Here is a 19,211-nt window from a genome sequence, read left to right on the forward strand (position 1 = left end):
GGAGCCTTAGTTTTAGTTATCCACTTTCAATACAGCAAGAAACGCTTCCTGAGGCACCTCGACATTGCCCAGCTGCTTCATACGTTTTTTACCTTCTTTCTGCTTCTGCAGCAGTTTCTTCTTCCGGCTGACGTCACCACCGTAACACTTGGCTGTTACGTTCTTGCGCAACGCCTTGACCGTAACCCGTGACACCACCTGGGTACCAATCGCCGCCTGGATGGCAATATCAAACATTTGCCGGGGGATCAGCTCTTTCATCTTTTCAATTAGCTGGCGCCCTTTGCGGTGGGCAAGGTCCCGATGAACAATCAACGCCAGCGCATCGACCCGTTCACCGTTAATCAGCACATCCAGACGTACCAGGTTCGCGGTCTGAAAGCGCACGAAGTGGTAGTCCAGCGAGGCAAAACCACGGCTGGCAGACTTGATCCGATCGAAGAAATCCATCACCACTTCCGCCATTGGCAACTCGTAGGTGAGCTGAACCTGGGTCGACATGAAATGCATGTTCTTCTGAACGCCCCGTTTCTCTTCACACAGGGCGATCACGTTACCCAGGTGCTCCTGGGGCACAAGGATGTTCGCCTCCACGATGGGCTCACGCATTTCCTCGATAGAGCCAATATCCGGGAGCCGCGAGGGGTTGTCCACCGACAGGGTCTCACCCTGTTTGGTAATAACTTCATAGATTACCGTGGGGGCCGTGGTAATCAGATCGATATCGTACTCACGCTCCAGCCGCTCCTGGATAATTTCCATGTGCAGCATGCCCAGAAAACCACAGCGGAAACCGAAACCGAGGGCGTCGGAATTTTCCGGCTCAAAAAACAGCGAGGCGTCGTTAAGCGTGAGCTTTTCCAGGGCATCACGGAAGTCATCGTAATCGTCAGCGCTGACCGGGAACAGACCGGCGTAGACCTGCGGCTGAACTTTTTTGAAACCCGGCAACATCGGGGTTTCCTCGGCGAACTTCTGGTGCACGATGGTGTCGCCCACCGGTGCGCCGTGGATATCCTTGATACCCGCCACCACAAAGCCGACGTCTCCGGCTTCCAGAACATCGGTGTCGGTGGGTTTCGGATTAAAGATACCCACCTTGTCGGCATTCCACGCTTTCTTGGTGGATTTGATGACAATCTTGTCGCCTTTGCGCAGAACGCCCTCGGTCACCCGAACCAGGGACACCACGCCCAGATAGTTATCGAACCAGGAATCGATGATCAGGGCCTGCAGGGGTGCGCTGCGATCGCCTTTGGGTGGCGGAATCTTCCTGATAAGATCTTCAAGCACATCTTCCACGCCCAGACCACTTTTGGCACTGCAGCGCACCGCATCGGCGGCTTCGATGCCGATGATATCCTCGATCTCCGCCGCTACCCGCTCCGGCTCGGCCTGGGGCAGGTCCATCTTGTTCAGTACCGGCACAACCTCAAGCCCTTGCTCGATCGCGGTATAGCAATTGGCCACCGACTGCGCTTCCACACCCTGCCCGGCATCCACCACCAACAGCGCGCCCTCACAGGCGTAAAGTGACCGGGATACCTCATAGGAAAAATCCACGTGGCCCGGAGTGTCGATAAAATTCAGCTTGTAGGTTTCACCATCTTTGGCGGTGTAGTTGAGCGTTACGCTCTGAGCCTTAATGGTAATACCCCGTTCCCGCTCCAGATCCATGGAATCGAGCACCTGCTCGGCCATCTCGCGGTCGGTCAGCCCGCCGCAAATCTGGATAAAACGATCTGCCAGTGTGGATTTACCGTGGTCAATGTGGGCAATAATGGAAAAGTTACGGATTCGGCTCAGTTCAGTCACAGACAATGATTACTCATATAAGACGTAGGGTTGAGCCCGGAATGGCCGCTACCGGATCCGGGAACGGCGTGATTTTACCGGTTACCGGCCACTATTGCCATGATCAGGAAATAAGCGGCTTCTCGTACTGCCGGATCAGGAACCCGATCAAGGCATCTTCGTCCAGCGGGTAGCTGAACAGATTGCCCTGACACTGGGCGCAACCAGCGGACTTAAGGAAGCTCAGCTGCTGCAGCGTTTCCACGCCTTCAGCCACCACAGTCAAATGAAGCTTCTTCGCCAGCGCAATGACAGCCGACGCCACATCGGTGGCACTGACGTTGTAGGGAATGTCCCGGATGAACCGATGATCAATCTTGATGACATCCAGAGGCAGTTGCTGCAATGCCACGAGTGAACAGGAACCCGTCCCGAAATCATCCAGAATCAGGCAAACCCCCAGGTCGTTCAGTGATACCAGGAGTTCACGCAGCATGCGCGGATCTTCGTTTAACAGCTCTGCAGGCATTTCCAGTTCCAGGCGCTCCGGGGACACGCCGGTTTCCGTAATGACCTGGCGAATCATGTCCAGGAAGCCGGAATCGGTCAGCTGTCGCACCGACAGGTTCACCGCCATTTTCAGAGATTCAAAACCAGCCCGCTCCAGGGCCTGCACCTGAATACAGGCCTGCCGCAGGGCCAGCTCGCCCAGCCGTACTATGAGACCTGTCTCTTCCGCCAGGTTGATAAACTGTTGCGCGGAAACCAGACCTTTTTCCGGGTGGTGCCACCGAAGGAACGCTTCAACGCCAATCACCCGCTGGCTGACGAGGTCGATTTTTGGCTGGTAATGCAGAACAAACCGGTCGCCATCCAGAGCCGTGGCCAGTTCCTCCTGCTGAAGCAGGCGCCGGGCGGCCTTGATATTCATGGCCGGGGTGAAGAACTGATAGGTATTGCGACCCAGCTCCTTAGCCCGGTACATGGCCAGGTCTGCGTATTTCATCAGGGTACCGGCATCCTCGCTGTCGTGCGGAATCATGGTAATGCCGATACTCACGGTTATACCCACTTCGTGGTCATTCAGACGAATTCGCTGGCACAGGCGCCGGAGTATGGATTCTGCCACCTTTCCGGCGGCATCCGGCCCGCTGATCTGGGACAACAGCACTACAAACTCATCCCCCCCAAGGCGGGCCACGGAGTCTTCCTCTCGCACACAGCCTTCCAGCCACAGCGCCACCTGCTTCAGCAGCTCGTCCCCGGCATCGTGCCCCAGGGTGTCGTTAATGCGTTTGAAGCCATCAAGGTCCAGGAACATCAGCGCCGCTGGCTCACCACTGCGGCGGCTCCGACGTACCACGTGGTTCAGCCTGTCCCGGAACAGCTGACGGTTTGCCAGCCCGGTGAGCGGGTCGTAGAACGCCAGGCGATGCAACTCGGACTGGGCCGCCTTGAGCTGGGTCAGGTCCCGCAGGCTCAGTACCACACCATTAACACCAGGCACTGACAACATGGCGGTATAGGTACCCTCCATGTCACGCCACTGGCCCTCAGAATCCCGGATACGAGCCCGGATGACAGGCATCTGTTTTCCCGGAGCACGCATGGACTCCTCAAAACCGCGTTGCAGCAGGGGAAGATCGTCCGGGTGCACCTGTGCTGCCAACTGCATGGAGTGAACCTTGTCAGGATCAAAACCCAGTATGTCCCGGCTTGATGGGCTGGCGTAGATGGGCTCGCCATGGCGATCCATCACCAGCGTGACGTTGGCAGCCCCCTCAGTAATGGCCCGGTAACGACCCGCGCTGATCTGCGCGATCAAGCGGGAACGAATCAGCGCCAACACAAACAGGCACAACAAAGCACTGATAGCCAATCCGGACCCCAGCACGATCGGTGGGCGAGGATCTGCCGCCAGAAAGTCGAAAGCGGGTGTTGAGCGGGTTTGCAACAGCCAGTCCCGCCCCCCGTGGGAAATGGTCTGGCTCATTTCAAAGCTGAACTCGTTATCCAAAGACCCCAGGTTGGAGCCATACATCAGTGTGTCCCGACCCACCACACCACTGTCGTAGATCCGTACGTCCAGAAAGGGTGAGATGAGACCGACGATGCCATCAATCAGGTTATTCATCCGGAAGGCGCTGAACACATAACCAGACAGCATCATTCGGCGCTCTGCCCGAATGTCCGGGATTTCTCCGCCCTGATATACCGGGTAATACATCAGGAACCCGGCCTGATCTTCCGCCAGCGATTCCTGAACCAGAACCACCTTACCCGTCACGGTTGGTACTGCGTCGTCCCGCGCTTTCTCCATAGCCACCCGATGTATCGGATCACTGAAGGCATCATAACCCAGCGCCCTGCGGTTACGATCTGTGCCCGGCTCCAGGTACACCATGGGGTAATAGAAGGGACCAGTACCCAACGGCTTGACCAGGTAGTTGTAAACACCCTCGGCCCGCACCGAGGCGATATGATCGGCCATATCCCGAACGCCAATCCGCTGTACAAACCCGATCCCCTGAATCCCCGGGTAGTAACGGTCGATATCCACTTTCTCGACATACTCCCGCCAATGGTCCCTGGTTACCTCCCCGGCTACCGAGAACAGGCCGGAACTGCCTGCCAGAACCTGCTCATAATTGAGCAACCGCTCTTCAATGGCACTTTTCAACTGCAGGGACTGGGTGCGGAAGTGGGCCTCGGTACGATCATCAACCAGGCGGATTGACACCTGCCATAGCAGCAGAGTGGCAACGACGGCGCAAGAAAACACAAGCCAGGCAATCCAGGCGTGGCGAAATCGCAGAAGCTGTCGGAGGGGAAGTTCCTTGTTGGTCATCATTGTTTACGGTCCGTTCCATGACCCCATTTGTTATCGGTTCGGCCGAGTATAGCAAAAGCCCCCGGAACTGTCGTCAAAGACACCGGGGGCTTGCGAAACGCCGGTTTTCTATGGTGTCAGGGCTTCATCACCAGATAGATGGCACGACCCTGGCGGACGATTCTGACCGAAACTGCCCGGTTCGACGGCAGCTTGCGGGTGGCGTTCCGGAAATCCTCCACTGAGCGCACCTGTTCGCGGTTGATCTCCGTGATAATGTCCCGGGAACGAATCCCGGCTTCCGCTGCCGGGCCCTGGCCCACTCGGGTGACCAGCACGCCACCTTGGACACCGGCCGCACTGGCCTGCTCCGGTGTCAGGGATTCAACCGCCAGGCCCAGCGGGTCCTGTGACGGCGCATTGTTTTCACCAACCACTGGGTCTGGACTGTTATCACCATCGTCCGGCAGGCGGCCGATGGTCACGTCCAGCTCAATCTCGCGGCCACCCCGCAGTACCGTCAGCCGGGCAGATTCACCCACCGGTGTGCGGCCCACCAGCGGCGGCAGGTCTGAGGATAACTGAACCGGCTCGCCGTTGTACTCAAGTACGATATCGCCGGATTCCAGGCCACCTTTCTCGGCGGGTGAACCTTGCATGACTTCAGCAATCAGCGCCCCCCTCGGCCGTTTAAGGCCAAACGATTCCGCCAGATCCCGGTTCACTTCCTGGATCAGCACGCCAAGCCAGCCCCGGACAACGCTGCCCTTGTCCCGGATCTGGCTGAAAACGTTCATCGCGTCATCAATGGGAATGGCGAAGGAAACCCCCATGAAACCGCCAGAGCGGGTATAGATCTGGGAGTTAATACCGACCACTTCACCATCGAGATTGAACAGCGGTCCACCAGAGTTGCCGGGGTTGATAGCCACATCTGTCTGTATGAATGGCACGTAATTTTCCGAGGGCAGTGAACGGCCAAGGGCGCTGACAATGCCTGCTGTAACCGTGTAGTCAAAACCGAACGGAGAGCCGATGGCAAACACCCATTCCCCTACCTTGAGGTCACGTGAACGCCCCACCTTGACCACGGGCAAATCCTCACCGTTCTCGATCTTCAGCACCGCCATGTCTGAGCGGGGGTCGGTGCCGACAATGGTAGCCTGGAATTCCCGACGGTCGTTCAACCGCACGATGACCTCGTCGGCACCTTCCACTACATGGTTGTTAGTGAGCACATAACCGTCTGTTGACACGATGAAGCCAGACCCCATGGAACGCTGAGGCTGCTGCGAACGGGGTGCCCCGCCGAACGGTGATTGCGGACCACGAAAAAAGTCCTGCAAAAACGGGGGCAACTGCTCAAGCTGACGTTCATCGAAAGGAGAGCCCTGAAAACGGGAGCCCTGATTACGCGGTTCACTCGTGGTGCTGATATTGACCACAGCGCTGGAGTTTTCTTCAACCAGTTCGGTGAAGTCCGGCAGGCCCCGCGCCGCGAGAGATTGGCTCCAGAAGACTGAAACCATGACTGACAGCATAAGCAGGGCCGCCCAGTAGTGTCCTGCGCTCCGGGCCGGGGCAAGACGGGCAACCTCTGTGTTTGATCTCGGCATGTGGAACCCCCTGATTTGCTCGTAACTACACCGACATTCTGGGGCTGGAAACCCTTTTTTCAACTTACAAAACAGTAGGATTCACAGACATGTCACGGAATAAGTGCTGTTCACCCTGATCAGCCGCGGCTGGTATCGTTTGCCACTCCGGTGCTGCCATCGACGCACCCAGCAAAATCCGGCCCCGAGCCCGACCAGGGCACCGCTAATAGCAGCGGCGTCCGAAGCGCCAAGCCAGCGGTAGGCAGCAATGCTGGCCAGAACCATCAGCGCCAATGGAACACCATACACAGCAAGCGACGCCAACAGCAGCGACTGTTCATCAATACCAATCACTACTTCGTCCCCCACCCTGGCACCCACGGTATTCGCCACCAGAATCTGATTCGCCCGCCCCCCGGACACCTTGGCCAGGGCCCGCTGACCACAACCGGCCCTGGCGGAACAGCTCTGGCAAGCGCTGGTGCGGATGGTTTGCACCCAGACACAATCACCACTCAGTGCCACAACCTTTCCGGTCTCGGTGATCACAGTCCTGATAACTCCAGGGCCAGGGCATCGTCTATTTCAACAGCATCAGCTACTTTCCGGGCAGTACGCGGCGGAATCTCTCCCACTACGGCAACCAGAAACGGGCGATCGGCTACCATAAGCTCGCGCATGTAGATGGTTGTTGCCCCTACCCGGGAGGCGCCGGTAGGCATTTTTAACTGACCAACCGGCTCGACAAACACTGAGAACGCAGCCAGCCCGTCAGAGAAAGCCACAGCTTTACCCTTGCCAGAGCGCGGCGCGGCCGCTGGCGCAAACCCCTCCGGCCGCCAATTGAGGGTCCAGCCGCTCATCCGGCCGACCACCGATTGCTGAGGATCTCTGGTCGCCAGCGTGCGGGTTATCTCGCGCCCCTGGGTCTGTATTTCCAGCTCATCGTCGGCAATGTCATTGGTAATTTCGAGACTGGTAAACTGAAAATGCTCCAGCACTTCCCCGTCACCGTCTCGCACCTGGCTCTTGACCAGCAAGCCGGTGTCTTTTTCCATCCACAACCGATGGCTGTATCGCTCGTCATCACGCGCGGTTAACGCAATAGTCACGACATCGTAACCGGCGATGCGATCTTCACCCGCCAGCTCCGAGCGATACCATTGCCCAAACGGCATCAGCTGACTGGTGAACGCCTCGGCAAATGGGCCGGAGGGAATCACTTCGTTCAAGCTCACCCGACCACGATCCGGGAGCACACAAACCACGTTCATGCCCTTGCGGACAATCTCGCCACCACCGCCATCCTGCATGACCAATCGCTCTTCGACCTGGCCGTCCCGAAACCGATGGGCAATCCTCATGGAATGGACCTGGTCTCCACGGGCATAGACGAACACACCGCGGTAAGATGTCATATTCAAAGACGGCCCGAGACGTTTCAGCCAAGCCATCGCATCGGCGGAACCTTCGGCGGCGGCTTCATTGCTGGCCGTGGCAGCGACCCCATAAGCAGGTAGCACGATCAAGATTCCTGCAAACACACCCGCCAACACACTTCGGCCGAGGGACAACAGACTGCTCATCACCCACTTCATCGGCTGTTCCCCAAGGTCAGTAGCCACTACTGGCGCTCACCAGCCGGGCATAGCCAACGGAACCCCGACCCGCGCCAACACTGTTATGCTGGGCATGTTCGAGCATAAACTGGCGCATTTGTTTGAGCTGTTCTTCATCCAGGCGCTGCAAGGCGACTTCCTCTACCCGGGCAGACAAAGCCAGTGCATCCCCATCAGACAGCTCGGTCACTGCCACCGCAGCCACCGGCTCCTGAGTTTGGCCATCCCATCCGGCGCCGGCACCAAATCCGATGACCAGAGCCATAACGACCATAGCCGCCACTGGCCATCGCCAGTAGGAGCCCGCAACAACCTGAGTCTTGAGCCTTGAAGGTTCAGGGCGTACGTGACCGTCAAGGGCCTCACGTACAGCCACTGCCACATCGACGCTCTCTTCGGGGCCATGACTTTCATGCATGAGGTCACGAACCTGCTGCCAGCGTTGCCACTGGTTTCGGACCTCATCCTGATTGCCATGGGACAACAGGCGACGAACCGATAGTTCATCTGCTTCGTCGTCCATCATGGCGGAGAGGGTTTCTCTGAGACGCTCATCCATCGGATGCAACCTCATTTACGTCACTGAATGATTGAGCAAGGGGCCCAAGTGCCGGTCCACTGCATCCCGGGCCCTGAATATCCGCGACCGAACGGTTCCGATCGGGCACTCCAGAATCCGGGCAATATCCTCATAACTCAGGCCATCATATTCCCTGAGCAGAAAAGCGGAGCGAAGTTCCTCAGGCAGGCCTGCTATTGCTTCCGAAAGTGCTTTTTGCAGCTGTTCCCGCTGCAAAAGCCGCTCCGGGGAAGCGACATCCCTTAACCGGCCGCCATCGTCGAAATTCTCGGCATCTGCCGAGTCTGCCGATCCCTGTGGCCGGCGACCACGGGCCTCCAGGTAGTTTTTGGCGGTGTTGACGGCAATCCGGTATAGCCAGGTGTAGAATGCGCTGTCGCCCCGGAACCGCTCGACCGCCCGGAACGCTTTGACAAAGGTCTCTTGGGTCAGATCCATCACTTCCTGGCTGTCGTAGACGTATCGACTGATGATGGAGGCCACTCGCGACTGGTACTTGACCACAAGCAGATCAAAGGCCGCACGATCGCCATTGCGAACCTTGCGAACCAACTGCAGATCCGTCTGACTGTCGGTCTGCTCACCCGGCTTCCAGTCGTTATCAGGAGTCATGGACGACGTAACAGAATGTCCTGTCTTGGTGGCCAACGGAGTGGCCTTGATAAGATTTGCTGCTTGTGTCATTCGGCTCTTCCGGCGTTCGATCATGAACCCATGGTCCTGGACAGCAACCGACGGGCGGCTTATCCATCAGGCCAAATAGACAGCAAGCGTAAAGTTTAGTTCAATACACGTCCACATTATGGCCCGCGACAACGACTCAATGCCACAGTCCTTCGAATACGACGTTCTCATTATCGGCAGCGGCGCTGCCGGCCTGACCGTAGCGCTCAATCTGCCGGAGCACCTCAGCGTGTGCGTAGTCAGCAAGGCAGACATCAGCTCCGGCGCCACACTCTGGGCCCAGGGCGGCATTGCTGCGGTGATTGATGATGCCGACTCCGTTGAAAACCATATTCTGGATACCCTCAACGCCGGAGGAGGCCTGTGCCATGAAGATGCCGTGCGCTTTACCGTGGAGCACAGCAAAGAGAGCATCCAGTGGCTGATTGATTCGGGCGTAAAGTTCACCCGCCAGGATGACAGCGAAGACTACCACCTGACCCGGGAAGGTGGCCACAGCCACCGGCGCATCATCCATGCCGCCGATGCCACTGGCCATGCGGTGTCGACCACACTCGCCAGTCAGGCCCAGGCCTGCCCCAATATTGATCTTAAAGCGGGCCGGGTAGCAGTGGACCTGATCACCAACCGCAAACTCGCCCTGCCAGGCAACCGTTGCGTAGGCGCTTACATACTGAACCTGGAAGATAACCACGTAGAACTGTTCCGCGCCCGGTTTACCGTGATTGCCACTGGCGGCGCCTCCAAGGCCTACCGCTACACCACCAATCCGGACGGCGCATCCGGTGATGGCATCGCCATGGCCTGGCGGGCCGGGTGCCGGGTGGCCAACATGGAATTCAACCAGTTTCATCCCACCTGCCTTTACCACCCCCACGCCAAATCGTTTCTGATTACCGAGGCGGTCCGTGGTGAAGGCGGCGTACTGAAACTGCCGGACGGCAGCCGCTTCATGGACCGGTTCGACAAGCGGGCCGAACTGGCGCCCCGGGATATCGTCGCCCGGGCCATCGACCATGAAATGAAACGCCTGGGTGCCGACCATCTGTACCTGGACATCAGCCACAAGCCAGCGGACTTCATCAAACACCACTTCCCGACCATTTATGAGAAGTGCCTGGACTTCGGCATCGACATTACCAAAGAACCGATTCCGGTAGTGCCGGCTGCCCACTACACCTGTGGCGGCGTTGTCAGCGACGAACGGGCCCGCACCGACATTAACCAGCTGTATGTGGTGGGCGAAGCGGCCTTCACCGGACTGCATGGCGCCAACCGCATGGCCAGCAACTCCCTGCTGGAATGCCTGGTGTATGGCCGCGCCGCTGCCGCCGACATTGCCCGGCGAGAATCCGACATTCCGGAGCCACCGGTCGCACCAGACTGGGATGAAAGCCAGGTACGGGACTCCGATGAAGACGTTGTGATTTCCCACAACTGGGACGAATTACGTCATTTCATGTGGGACTACGTGGGCATTGTGCGTACCACCAAACGCCTGCAGCGGGCCAAGCACCGGGTGGATCTGCTGTCCCGGGAAATCGGCGAGTTCTACAGCAATTACCGGGTTACCAATGACCTGATCGAGCTGCGTAACCTGGTGACAGTTTCCGACCTGATCATCTGCTCGGCCCTGCAACGCAAGGAAAGCCGGGGGCTGCATTACACACTGGATTACCCGGGATTGCTGAACGACCCGCAGGACACGGTTCTGGTACCTACCACCTATCGTACATCGTCTCCCTGACCGGGAGACTCCACTCCTTTTTCAAGGCAACCGACTATGTCAGACACCAATGCGTCCAACGACCATACCGAATTTCACCGCCTGTGGTGGCACAGCCGCCGGGGCATGCTCGAACTGGATGTTCTGCTTCTACCCTTCCTGGAGGAAGCGTACCGGGACCTCGAGCCGGACGACCAGGCCAGATACAAGAAACTGCTGAGCTGTGAAGACACCGATATGTTCGAATGGTTCATGCAACGCAGCCGGCCGGAAGACCCGGATCTTCAGCGCATCGTTGACATCATCCTGAACCGTGTCCAGCCGGATTGATCTGACTCTATCCCCCTCCGGCATCACGGGCCTGCTGGCCAGTGCACCCTGGTTACTGCTCAGCGCTTTTGCCCTTGGTGCGGCACTGGAAACCAGCCTCTGGTTACTGATGGCAGTGCCGGTCACAATCACTTTCGCCTGGCGAAACTTCCGTCGCTATGGCCTGTTACGCGGGCCCAAGGCCATTAAGGCCCTGCGCACCGACAGTGGCGGCATAACCTGCCAGTTCGGCGATGGCCATGAGACACCCGTTCGGGTCTGCGCCTCAAGTACCCTGGGTGCGTCCTGCCTGATCTTGAAACTCCACCCCCAAGACTCCAGATCAGGTAGCATCATGGTAATGATTACCGGCAAGATCGGGCCATTCCAGGCCAATGCTCCCGAGCATGAGTTTCGACGCCTGCGGGTATGGCTGAGAATCGGCCATACGCGTAACGCTCACTGAACTCCGCTGACCCAACATGGAGATCACGATGAACCCCACGGAAAACCCTCGGCCACACTATTCGTCTGACGCCGGTTACACCCAGCTCACCAACAGACTGGTGGTGCGCATCAGCGGCCCGGGCGCCGACAAGTTTGTCCAGGGCCAGTTTTCCCAGCATGTGGATGAGGTGACACAGACCCAGTCTCTGCGGGCAACCGCCTGCACACCCAAGGGGCGAGCCTACTGCGTAACCCGCATGGTACGGCACGGCCAGGACCTGTTGATGGACCTGGATGCAGAGCTGGCGGATGACACCCTGAGCCACCTCCGCAAGTACCTGATGCTGTTTCGTGGCACCAGCATGGACGTGCTGCCTTCCGCCCGAATCCTTGGCCTGATCGGTAAACCAGCCGCCATCACTGCCTGCGGAGACGCAGCCGAATCGCTTTCCCGGCCGGGGCAGACACTGGCCACCGGTTCCGGAATCCTGATTCGAATCGAGGATACCAGTGACCAGACGGCCCGCTACGAATGGTGGCAGCTTGAGGGAGACCAACCGCTGCCGGAGGAACTGCCCGAGTTGTCGATGGCACACTGGAACGCTGCCAGCATTTCCGCCGGCGTGCCTTGGCTAACCGCCCAGACCCGGGAGGCCTATGTTCCGCAGATGCTTAACCTGCAACACCTGCAAGGGGTTCATTTCAAGAAGGGCTGCTACACCGGTCAGGAAGTGATCGCCAGAATGCACTTTCTGGGGCAGCTCAAGAAGAGCCTGTTCCGGTTGCGTTTTGAGGGTTCCGACACTGGACCGGAACCGGGCACCAGGCTACTGAGCGAAGGCAAGAACGTTGGCGAGGTAGTTAACGCAGAGCTCACGTCTGAACAGGCTGGTGAGATGCTGGCGGTTATCCGGCACGACGCTCAGCAAGGCACCCTGGCTCTGGAAGGCATGAACACGGTGACCGTGACCATGCAACCGCTGCCTTACCCGGTGCCCGAGCAACAGCCCGCAACGCAGGCAGATACATAAGTTGACAGGAAAAACCGGAAAAATTTGCTATAAATTAAACCACATACCGGTTTACCCCGTGCGCGCGAGCAGCGCACCCAGACAAGCGGAACGTTACTGACCATGGCCAACATTGTAGATACCATCAAAGCTGACCTGACGGAAGCCATTGAGAACGACAAACTGGTGCTGCCAACCCTGCCGGAGGTGGCGCTTCAGGTTCGGGACATCGCCGAGTCCGAAGACTCGGCAATCGCTGACCTGGTCAAGGTCATCAGTAACGACACAGCCCTCTCTGCCCGAATTATCCGCGTGTGCAACAGCCCGCTGTTCCGGGGTAGCCGCGCGATTGAAAACCTGAACATGGCGGTCAGCCGCCTTGGCATGGCCTACACCAGCAACCTGGCCATGGGTCTGGCCATGGAGCAGATGTTCCAGGCCACCTCAGACATGGTCGATAAGCGGCTGCGCGCCACCTGGCAAACCAGCACTGAAGTGGCCGGTGTATGCCATGTTCTGGCCCAGCATTACACCAAGCTCAAACCGGATCAGGCCACGCTGGCAGGGCTTGTTCACCTTATTGGGGTGCTGCCGATTCTGCGCTATGTGGAGGACCGGGATATCCAGATCAGCAGTATCATGCTGGATAATGTGATTGACCAGTTGCACCCGCGCATTGGCGCGCTGATTCTCAAGAAGTGGGATTTCCCGAATGATCTTCAGAATGTGCCGCTGGAGTATGCCAATTTCCAGCGCGAGGTGCCGGCGGCGGATTATGCTGATCTGGTGATGGTGGCGAATCTGCAACTGGTGGCGGGTACGGATCACCCGTGGACGGAGATGGACTGGAATACCATTCCTGCCTTTGGGCGTTTGGGGTTGGATCCGAATATCGATATGAGCGAGGAGGAGGATCTCAACGCTCAGATGGAAGCGGCGATGGCGTTGCTTCAGTGATCTTTATGTTTCGGGAGCTTGACGCCCGTCTTTACGGCGGGGTTGAGCTCCCAAAACACGCTGTGAATACTTCCCTGTACGCTCTGCTCCGCCATCCCTGGCTCCGCAAGGTTTTGTGAGCTCAACCCCGCCGCAAAGACTACTCCCCAGACAGCCCTCAGCTCTTCGCATATTTCTGGATAAGCTGCACTTTATCTGGCAGTGCCCAATCAACTTGAGCTATTCCCTGTTTCTGCAGCCAGTCATTAGCTTGCGAGAAGTGCTGACAACCGAAAAATCCTCGATAAGCACTCAGCGGTGACGGGTGCGGTCCTTCCAGAACCAGATGGCGATTGCGATCAATGTGTCGGCCTTTCTTTCTGGCGTAGCTGCCCCAGAGCAGAAACACCACGCCCTCCCGCTCCCGGTTGACGGTTTCGATCACTTTGTCGGTGAAGGTCTCCCAGCCTTTGTTCTGGTGGGCGCCGGCGTTGCCCTGTTCAACGGTGAGGACCGCGTTCAGGAGTAGAACGCCCTGCTCGGCCCAGGGTTGCAGGCAGCCGTGGTCTGGCGGGGGGATGGCCAGGTCGGTTTCGATTTCTTTGAAGATATTGACCAGGGACGGCGGCGTGGGCACGCCCGGGCGCACGGAGAAGCAGAGGCCGTGGGCCTGGCCGGGGCCGTGGTAGGGGTCCTGGCCGAGGATGACGACTTTGACCTGGTTCAGGGGGGTGCTGTTCAGGGCGTTGAAGCAGTGTCTTTGCTCCGGGAACAGTACTTTGCCCGCCTGTTCCTGGGCAGCCAGGAATTCGGCCAGTTGCAGCATGTAAGGCTGGCGGAACTCGTCCGCCAGCCACTCATCCCAGCCGCGGCCGGGCTTCAGTTGTTGAGCCAGTGCCTCGGCAGGGTGCATGGGCTTACTCGCTTTCCGGTTTCTGTTCGGCTTTGTGCTCGGGGCGCATGGCCGGGAACAGGATCACGTCGCGGATGGACGGTGAGTTGGTCAGCAGCATGGCCAGGCGGTCGATACCGATGCCCTCGCCGGCGGTCGGCGGCAGGCCGTATTCCAGAGCCATGACGTAGTCGTCGTCGTAGAACATGGCTTCGTCGTCGCCGGCGTCTTTTTCCGCCACCTGGGCCTGGAAGCGTTCGGCCTGGTCTTCCGCATCATTCAACTCGGAGAAGCCGTTGGCAATCTCGCGGCCACCCACGAAGAATTCGAAGCGCTCGGTCACGAACGGGTCGCTGTCTTTGCAGCGGGCCAATGGAGAGATCTCTTTCGGGTATTCGGTGATGAAGGTTGGCTGCATCAGGCGGTGCTCGGCCGTCGCCTCGAAGATCTCGATCTGCACCTTGCCCAGGCCCCAGATATCCTTCACGTGGATACCCAGGTTCTTCGCCACGGCACGAGCCTGCGCGTCGTCTGCCAGCTGCTCGCGGGTGATGTCCGGGTTGTAGCGCAGGATGGCGTCAACCACGGTCAGGCGCTCGAACGGCTTGCCGAAATCGTATTCGATGGTTTCTTCGCTGCCGTCCTTGAGCACCCGGGTGTTGATCACCGTGGTGGTACCCAGCACTTTCTGAGCGATGGTGCGCAGCATGTCTTCGGTCAGGTCCATCAGGTCGTTGTAGTCGGCGTAGGCCTGGTAAAATTCGACCATGGTGAACTCGGGGTTGTGCCGGGTAGACAAGCCTTCGTTACGGAAGTTGCGGTTGATTTCAAACACCCGCTCAAAGCCGCCGACCACCAGGCGCTTGAGAAACAGCTCCGGGGCAATACGCAGGTACATGTCGATGCCCAGGGCGTTGTGATGGGTCACGAACGGACGAGCAGTGGCGCCACCGGGGATCACCTGCAGCATGGGGGTTTCCACTTCCATGAAGTCACGCTCGGTGAAGTACTGGCGCATGGCGTTGATGATCTTCGACCGGGCATGGAACACGCGGCGGCTGTCTTCGTTCACCATCAGGTCCACGTACCGGTGACGGTAGCGGGCTTCGGTGTCGGTCAGGCCCTTGTGCTTCTCCGGCAACGGGCGCAGAGACTTGGTCAGCAGCACGTACTCATCCATGGTGACGTACAGGTCGCCCTTGCCGGATTTCGACAGGGTACCGCGCACACCCACGATGTCACCCATATCCCAGTGCTTGGTGTCTTTCTGGACATCCTTGGACGCGTAAATCTGGATGCGGCCCGTCATGTCCTGAACCACCTTGAACGCCTTGCGGTCGAGCATCATGCGGCCGGCAATGGCCACTTTGATACCCAGGGACTCCAGCTCTTCCTTGGATTTGTCACCGTATTTTTCCTGCAGCTCGGCAGCGGTGGCATCGCGACGGAAGTCGTTCGGGAACGGATTGCCCTGCTCGCGCATGTTTGCCAGTTTGGCGCGGCGCTCGGCAATCAGCTTGTTGTCCTCGGGCTGTGCAGCGTTCTGGGTGTATTCAGTCATGTTGGCTCACTAAGAAGTCGGGATTGTCCGGGTGTGGGTGAATGGCGCTGATTACAGCGCCATCTTCAGACTGGCTTCAATAAACTTGTCGATGTCGCCATCCAACACCGACTGGGTGTTGCTGGTTTCCACCTTGGTGCGCAGGTCCTTGATACGGCTGTCGTCCAGCACGTAGGAACGGATCTGGCTACCCCAGCCGATGTCAGACTTGGAGTCTTCGGCTTTCTGTTTCTCTTCGTTACGCTTCTGCATTTCCAGTTCAAAGAGCTTGGCCTTGAGCTGCTTCATGGCCTGGTCTTTGTTCTGGTGCTGGCTTCGGCCGGCCTGGCAGGCAACAACGATCCCTGTGGGGTTGTGGGTCAGTCGCACCGCGGATTCGGTCCGGTTAACGTGCTGACCACCGGCACCGGAGGCGCGGTATACATCGACCCGCAAATCCGCCGGGTTGATTTCGATTTCAAAGCTGTCGTCCACTTCCGGCGATACAAACACGGAAGAGAAGGAGGTGTGGCGACGGTTGCCGGAATCGAACGGGGATTTGCGCACCAGGCGGTGTACGCCGGTTTCGGTGCGCAGCCAGCCGTAGGCGTAGTCGCCCTGGATGTGAATGGTGGCACTCTTGATGCCGGCCACTTCACCTTCCTGCAGTTCGACGATTTCGGCCTTGAAACCACGGCGCTCGGCCCAGCGCAGGTACATGCGAAGCAGCATGTTGGCCCAGTCCTGGGCTTCGGTGCCGCCGGAGCCGGCCTGGATGTCCAGGTAGGCGTTGTTGGCGTCCATTTCACCGGAGAACATGCGGCGAAATTCAAGTTTCTCGAGTTCTTTGTCGAGACCTTCGAGGTCGGCTTCGATTTCCTGGACGGTGCCTTCGTCGCCCTCTTCCACGGCCATATCGAGCAGGCTTTCTGCGTCTGCCAGGCCGTTGGTGAGGTTGTCGATGGTTTTGACGATCAGTTCAAGGTCTGAGCGCTCTTTGCCCAGGGCCTGTGCCCGCTCGGGATCGTCCCAGACGGTGGGTTGTTCGAGCTCGCGTTCGACTTCGGTCAGGCGTTCACTGCGCTGATCGTAGTCAAAGATACCCCCTCAGCGCTTCGGTGCGCTCGCGAAGCTCTTTGATCTTCGTCACTATGGGATTAATTTCCATGAAACCTTGTCTCGCTTTGGAAAATGGTGCGATAAAAACAGAGGGCGGATTCTACCGGAATTCGCGGGGTAAATCAGCAGGCGGAAAGTACGGAGTATTCAGGCTGTGGGCTTGAGCTCTGGTGCAAGCACCGGGTGGGAGGGAACCTTTCCGGGAGACGCTGTTAATACGTCCTTGTACGCTTAGCGAAAACATCCCTGTTTTCGATACTCCCGGAAAGGTTCCCTCCCACCCCGCGCCCAGACATAGCTCTGGGGCTCCCCACTCGCCGGCTACAAAGGGGTCTGACCCCTCGGGGTCAGACCCCACCCTTCTCCATCGCCAATCTCCAAAGAGAGTTCAGCCCAATGGCTCCAGATAATCCACCAACAATTGAAGGTTGGTTCTCCCCCGAAACGTGTTGGCATCCGGCTTATAAACCACCCGCGCGCCACTTCGGGTAAAGTCCGGCACCTCAGGCCCGGTGTTGAACGCAATGCCATCAATAATGCCACCACCCTCAACCGGCTGCAGCACCAGCTTCAAATGGTTCTCGCCGACAATGCGCTGGCTCACTACCCGGAATTCGCCATCAAACACCGGCTCCGGGAAATGCTGCCCCCAGGGGCCGGCGCGTTTGAGCAGGTAGGCGGTGTCCAGGTTCAGTTCGTCCGGTGTCAGGGGGCCGTCAGTGGTGATGGCTGCTTCCAGGTCTTCCGGTTTCAGGGTATCGCGCACGGCCTGGTCGAAGGCGTTGCTGAACCGTTCGAGGTCGTCCCGGGCAATGGTCATGCCGGCGGCCATGGCGTGGCCGCCGTATTTTTTCATCAGGCCTGGATTTTTCGCATCGACCACGGCCAGGGCATCGCGGATGTGCAGGCCGGGGATGGAGCGGGCGGAGCCTTTCAGGTGTTCGCCGTCGTCATCGGGGGCGAAGGCGATGGTGGGGCGGTGGGTCTGTTCGCGGATTCTGGCGGCCAGGATGCCGATCACGCCCTGGTGCCAGTCCTGGTCGAACAGGGCCAGGCCCCAGGGAAGGCCTTCAACGTCGAGGGACATGGAAGCAAGCAGATCCTGAGCCTGGGTTTTCATGTCTTTTTCGATGCTGCGGCGTTCGCGGTTGAAATTGTCCAGTTCCCGGGCCAGGCGCAGGGCTTCGTCGCGGCTGTCGGCGAGCAGGCAGGCGATGCCGATGCTCATATCGTCCAGCCGGCCGGCGGCGTTCAGGCGCGGGCCAACCACGAAGCCGAGGTCCGTAGCGCTGATTTCGGTGTAGTCACGGCCCGCCACTTCCAGCAGGGCCAGGATGCCCGGGCGGGCTTCGCCTTTGCGAATGCGGCGGATGCCCTGCTCGACAAAAATCCGGTTGTTGTGGTCCAGCGGTACTACGTCTGCCACGGTACCCAGGGCCACCAGGTCCAGCAGGTTGCCCAAGTTGGGCTCCGGGTCTGGCAGCAGGCTGTTGTCCCGCAGGTGTTTGCGCAGGGCGGTGAGCACGTAGAACATCACGCCAACACCGGCAGCGTTCTTACTCAGGAATGGGCAATCAGGCTGGTTGGGGTTAACGATGGCGTCGGCGTCTGGCAGTTCCTCACCGGCCAGGTGGTGATCGGTGATGACCACCTTGATGCCCAGTTCCCGGGCGGCGCGCACGCCTTCGATGGCGGAAATACCGTTATCGACGGTAACGAGCAAGTCGGGTAAGTCGCCTTCGTCCTGTAACCGGTGAATGATGCCCGGCGTCAGGCCATAGCCATCGGAGAAGCGGCTGGGCACGCGGAAATCAATGGCTGCAACACCGAGCATGGACAGCCCGAGCATGGCGACGGCAGTGCTGGTAGCGCCATCGGCATCGAAATCCCCCAGCACCATCACCCGCTGCTTCCGGGCAACGGCCTCGGCCAGCAGCTCAACCGCGCGATCTATGCCACGCAACTGCATGGGCGACGCCAGGTGTTTCAGGGTGTACTGGAGCTGGTCGTCAGAATGCACACCGCGGGCGGCGTACAGGCGGCGAAGGATCGGAGGCAGGTTTTGCCCCCAGCCCGTCACGTCAGACGGCTGGGGGCGACGCAGGATCTTTTTAGGAGTCATGCCGG

At 58.8% G+C, this 19,211-nt stretch carries 16 protein-coding genes; 5 read left to right on the top strand and 11 right to left on the bottom strand.

The annotated features are described in order from the left end of the window. Positions 1-12 precede the first annotated feature (12 nt). The 7 genes from lepA to rpoE all read right to left on the bottom strand — a co-directional run bounded on the left by lepA (position 13) and on the right by rpoE (position 9,033). A complete protein-coding gene (gene lepA, locus ABIE59_RS03380) occupies positions 13-1,815 on the bottom strand; it encodes a translation elongation factor 4 (protein WP_354444251.1) in 1,803 nt (600 codons plus the stop codon). Between the two features lie 103 nt (positions 1,816-1,918). Continuing rightward, entirely contained in the window at positions 1,919-4,645 is a 2,727-nt protein-coding gene (locus tag ABIE59_RS03385; RefSeq protein WP_354444253.1) for a bifunctional diguanylate cyclase/phosphodiesterase, read from the bottom strand. Positions 4,646-4,761: 116 nt separating this feature from the next. Beyond that, positions 4,762-6,240 (bottom strand): DegQ family serine endoprotease, encoded by a 1,479-nt coding sequence (locus ABIE59_RS03390; RefSeq protein ID WP_354444255.1) that lies wholly within the window; start codon positions 6,238-6,240, stop codon positions 4,762-4,764. A gap of 81 nt (positions 6,241-6,321) precedes the next feature. Continuing rightward, entirely contained in the window at positions 6,322-6,771 is a 450-nt protein-coding gene (locus ABIE59_RS03395; protein ID WP_354444257.1) for a SoxR reducing system RseC family protein, read from the bottom strand. Then, complete coding sequence (locus tag ABIE59_RS03400; RefSeq protein ID WP_354444259.1) at positions 6,768-7,820, bottom strand: MucB/RseB C-terminal domain-containing protein; 1,053 nt, start codon at positions 7,818-7,820, stop codon at positions 6,768-6,770. The genes ABIE59_RS03395 and ABIE59_RS03400 overlap by 4 nt, the downstream gene beginning before the upstream one ends. A gap of 16 nt (positions 7,821-7,836) precedes the next feature. Beyond that, positions 7,837-8,400, bottom strand: a complete 564-nt coding sequence (locus tag ABIE59_RS03405) for a sigma-E factor negative regulatory protein (RefSeq protein ID WP_354444261.1) — start codon at positions 8,398-8,400, stop codon at positions 7,837-7,839. 15 nt (positions 8,401-8,415) lie between these two features. Beyond that, the gene (rpoE, locus tag ABIE59_RS03410; protein WP_106693516.1) at positions 8,416-9,033 is read right to left on the bottom strand and encodes an RNA polymerase sigma factor RpoE; all 618 of its coding nucleotides are present in this window, start codon (positions 9,031-9,033) and stop codon (positions 8,416-8,418) included. A 211-nt stretch (positions 9,034-9,244) separates the two neighbouring features. Between rpoE and nadB the strand changes: the two genes are divergently transcribed. The 5 genes from nadB (at position 9,245) to ABIE59_RS03435 (ending at position 13,554) form a co-directional block, all read left to right on the top strand. Continuing rightward, entirely contained in the window at positions 9,245-10,852 is a 1,608-nt protein-coding gene (nadB, locus tag ABIE59_RS03415) for an L-aspartate oxidase (RefSeq protein ID WP_354444264.1), read from the top strand. 36 nt (positions 10,853-10,888) lie between these two features. Continuing rightward, positions 10,889-11,161, top strand: a complete 273-nt coding sequence (locus ABIE59_RS03420) for an FAD assembly factor SdhE (protein WP_061332284.1) — start codon at positions 10,889-10,891, stop codon at positions 11,159-11,161. After that, positions 11,145-11,606 carry a hypothetical protein gene (locus ABIE59_RS03425; protein WP_354444266.1) on the top strand — a complete coding sequence of 154 codons (462 nt, stop codon included), beginning with the start codon at positions 11,145-11,147 and terminating at the stop codon, positions 11,604-11,606. Before ABIE59_RS03420 ends, ABIE59_RS03425 begins: the two co-directional genes overlap by 17 nt. A gap of 28 nt (positions 11,607-11,634) precedes the next feature. After that, complete coding sequence (ygfZ, locus tag ABIE59_RS03430) at positions 11,635-12,618, top strand: CAF17-like 4Fe-4S cluster assembly/insertion protein YgfZ (protein WP_354444268.1); 984 nt, start codon at positions 11,635-11,637, stop codon at positions 12,616-12,618. A gap of 102 nt (positions 12,619-12,720) precedes the next feature. Further along, positions 12,721-13,554 (top strand): HDOD domain-containing protein, encoded by an 834-nt coding sequence (locus ABIE59_RS03435; RefSeq protein WP_354444270.1) that lies wholly within the window; start codon positions 12,721-12,723, stop codon positions 13,552-13,554. 157 nt (positions 13,555-13,711) lie between these two features. Here ABIE59_RS03435 and ung read toward each other — a convergent pair whose 3' ends face one another. From ung to recJ, 4 genes are all read right to left on the bottom strand, one after another. Then, entirely contained in the window at positions 13,712-14,446 is a 735-nt protein-coding gene (ung, locus tag ABIE59_RS03440) for a uracil-DNA glycosylase (RefSeq protein ID WP_354444272.1), read from the bottom strand. Between the two features lie 4 nt (positions 14,447-14,450). Then, a complete protein-coding gene (gene lysS, locus ABIE59_RS03445; RefSeq protein ID WP_354444274.1) occupies positions 14,451-15,986 on the bottom strand; it encodes a lysine--tRNA ligase in 1,536 nt (511 codons plus the stop codon). Between the two features lie 51 nt (positions 15,987-16,037). Then, positions 16,038-17,133 (bottom strand): peptide chain release factor 2 gene (prfB, locus tag ABIE59_RS03450; RefSeq protein WP_354444276.1). Its coding sequence is split into 2 segments (ribosomal slippage): positions 16,038-17,060 and positions 17,062-17,133, totalling 1,095 coding nucleotides; the frame shifts between segments, so codons are not numbered across the junction. Between the two features lie 339 nt (positions 17,134-17,472). After that, on the bottom strand, positions 17,473-19,206 hold the full coding sequence (gene recJ, locus ABIE59_RS03455; RefSeq protein WP_354444278.1) for a single-stranded-DNA-specific exonuclease RecJ: 1,734 nt from the start codon (positions 19,204-19,206) through the stop codon (positions 17,473-17,475). Between the last annotated feature and the right edge of the window lie 5 nt (positions 19,207-19,211).

Origin of the sequence: Marinobacter sp. MBR-99, from assembly GCF_040547575.1 — a bacterium.
GTDB lineage: Bacteria > Pseudomonadota > Gammaproteobacteria > Pseudomonadales > Oleiphilaceae > Marinobacter.

Excerpts from the sequence above, each read along its gene's own strand:
- ABIE59_RS03385 (WP_354444253.1), bottom strand. The coding sequence starts at position 4,645 with ATGATGACCAACAAGGAACTTCCCCTCCGACAGCTTCTGCGATTTCGC.
- recJ (WP_354444278.1), bottom strand. The coding sequence starts at position 19,206 with ATGACTCCTAAAAAGATCCTGCGTCGCCCCCAGCCGTCTGACGTGACG.
- ABIE59_RS03435 (WP_354444270.1), top strand. The coding sequence starts at position 12,721 with ATGGCCAACATTGTAGATACCATCAAAGCTGACCTGACGGAAGCCATT.
- nadB (WP_354444264.1), top strand. The coding sequence starts at position 9,245 with ATGCCACAGTCCTTCGAATACGACGTTCTCATTATCGGCAGCGGCGCT.
- lysS (WP_354444274.1), bottom strand. The coding sequence starts at position 15,986 with ATGACTGAATACACCCAGAACGCTGCACAGCCCGAGGACAACAAGCTG.
- rpoE (WP_106693516.1), bottom strand. The coding sequence starts at position 9,033 with ATGACTCCTGATAACGACTGGAAGCCGGGTGAGCAGACCGACAGTCAG.
- ABIE59_RS03405 (WP_354444261.1), bottom strand. The coding sequence starts at position 8,400 with ATGGATGAGCGTCTCAGAGAAACCCTCTCCGCCATGATGGACGACGAA.
- ung (WP_354444272.1), bottom strand. The coding sequence starts at position 14,446 with ATGCACCCTGCCGAGGCACTGGCTCAACAACTGAAGCCCGGCCGCGGC.
- ABIE59_RS03390 (WP_354444255.1), bottom strand. The coding sequence starts at position 6,240 with ATGCCGAGATCAAACACAGAGGTTGCCCGTCTTGCCCCGGCCCGGAGC.
- ygfZ (WP_354444268.1), top strand. The coding sequence starts at position 11,635 with ATGAACCCCACGGAAAACCCTCGGCCACACTATTCGTCTGACGCCGGT.
- ABIE59_RS03420 (WP_061332284.1), top strand. The coding sequence starts at position 10,889 with ATGTCAGACACCAATGCGTCCAACGACCATACCGAATTTCACCGCCTG.
- ABIE59_RS03400 (WP_354444259.1), bottom strand. The coding sequence starts at position 7,820 with ATGAAGTGGGTGATGAGCAGTCTGTTGTCCCTCGGCCGAAGTGTGTTG.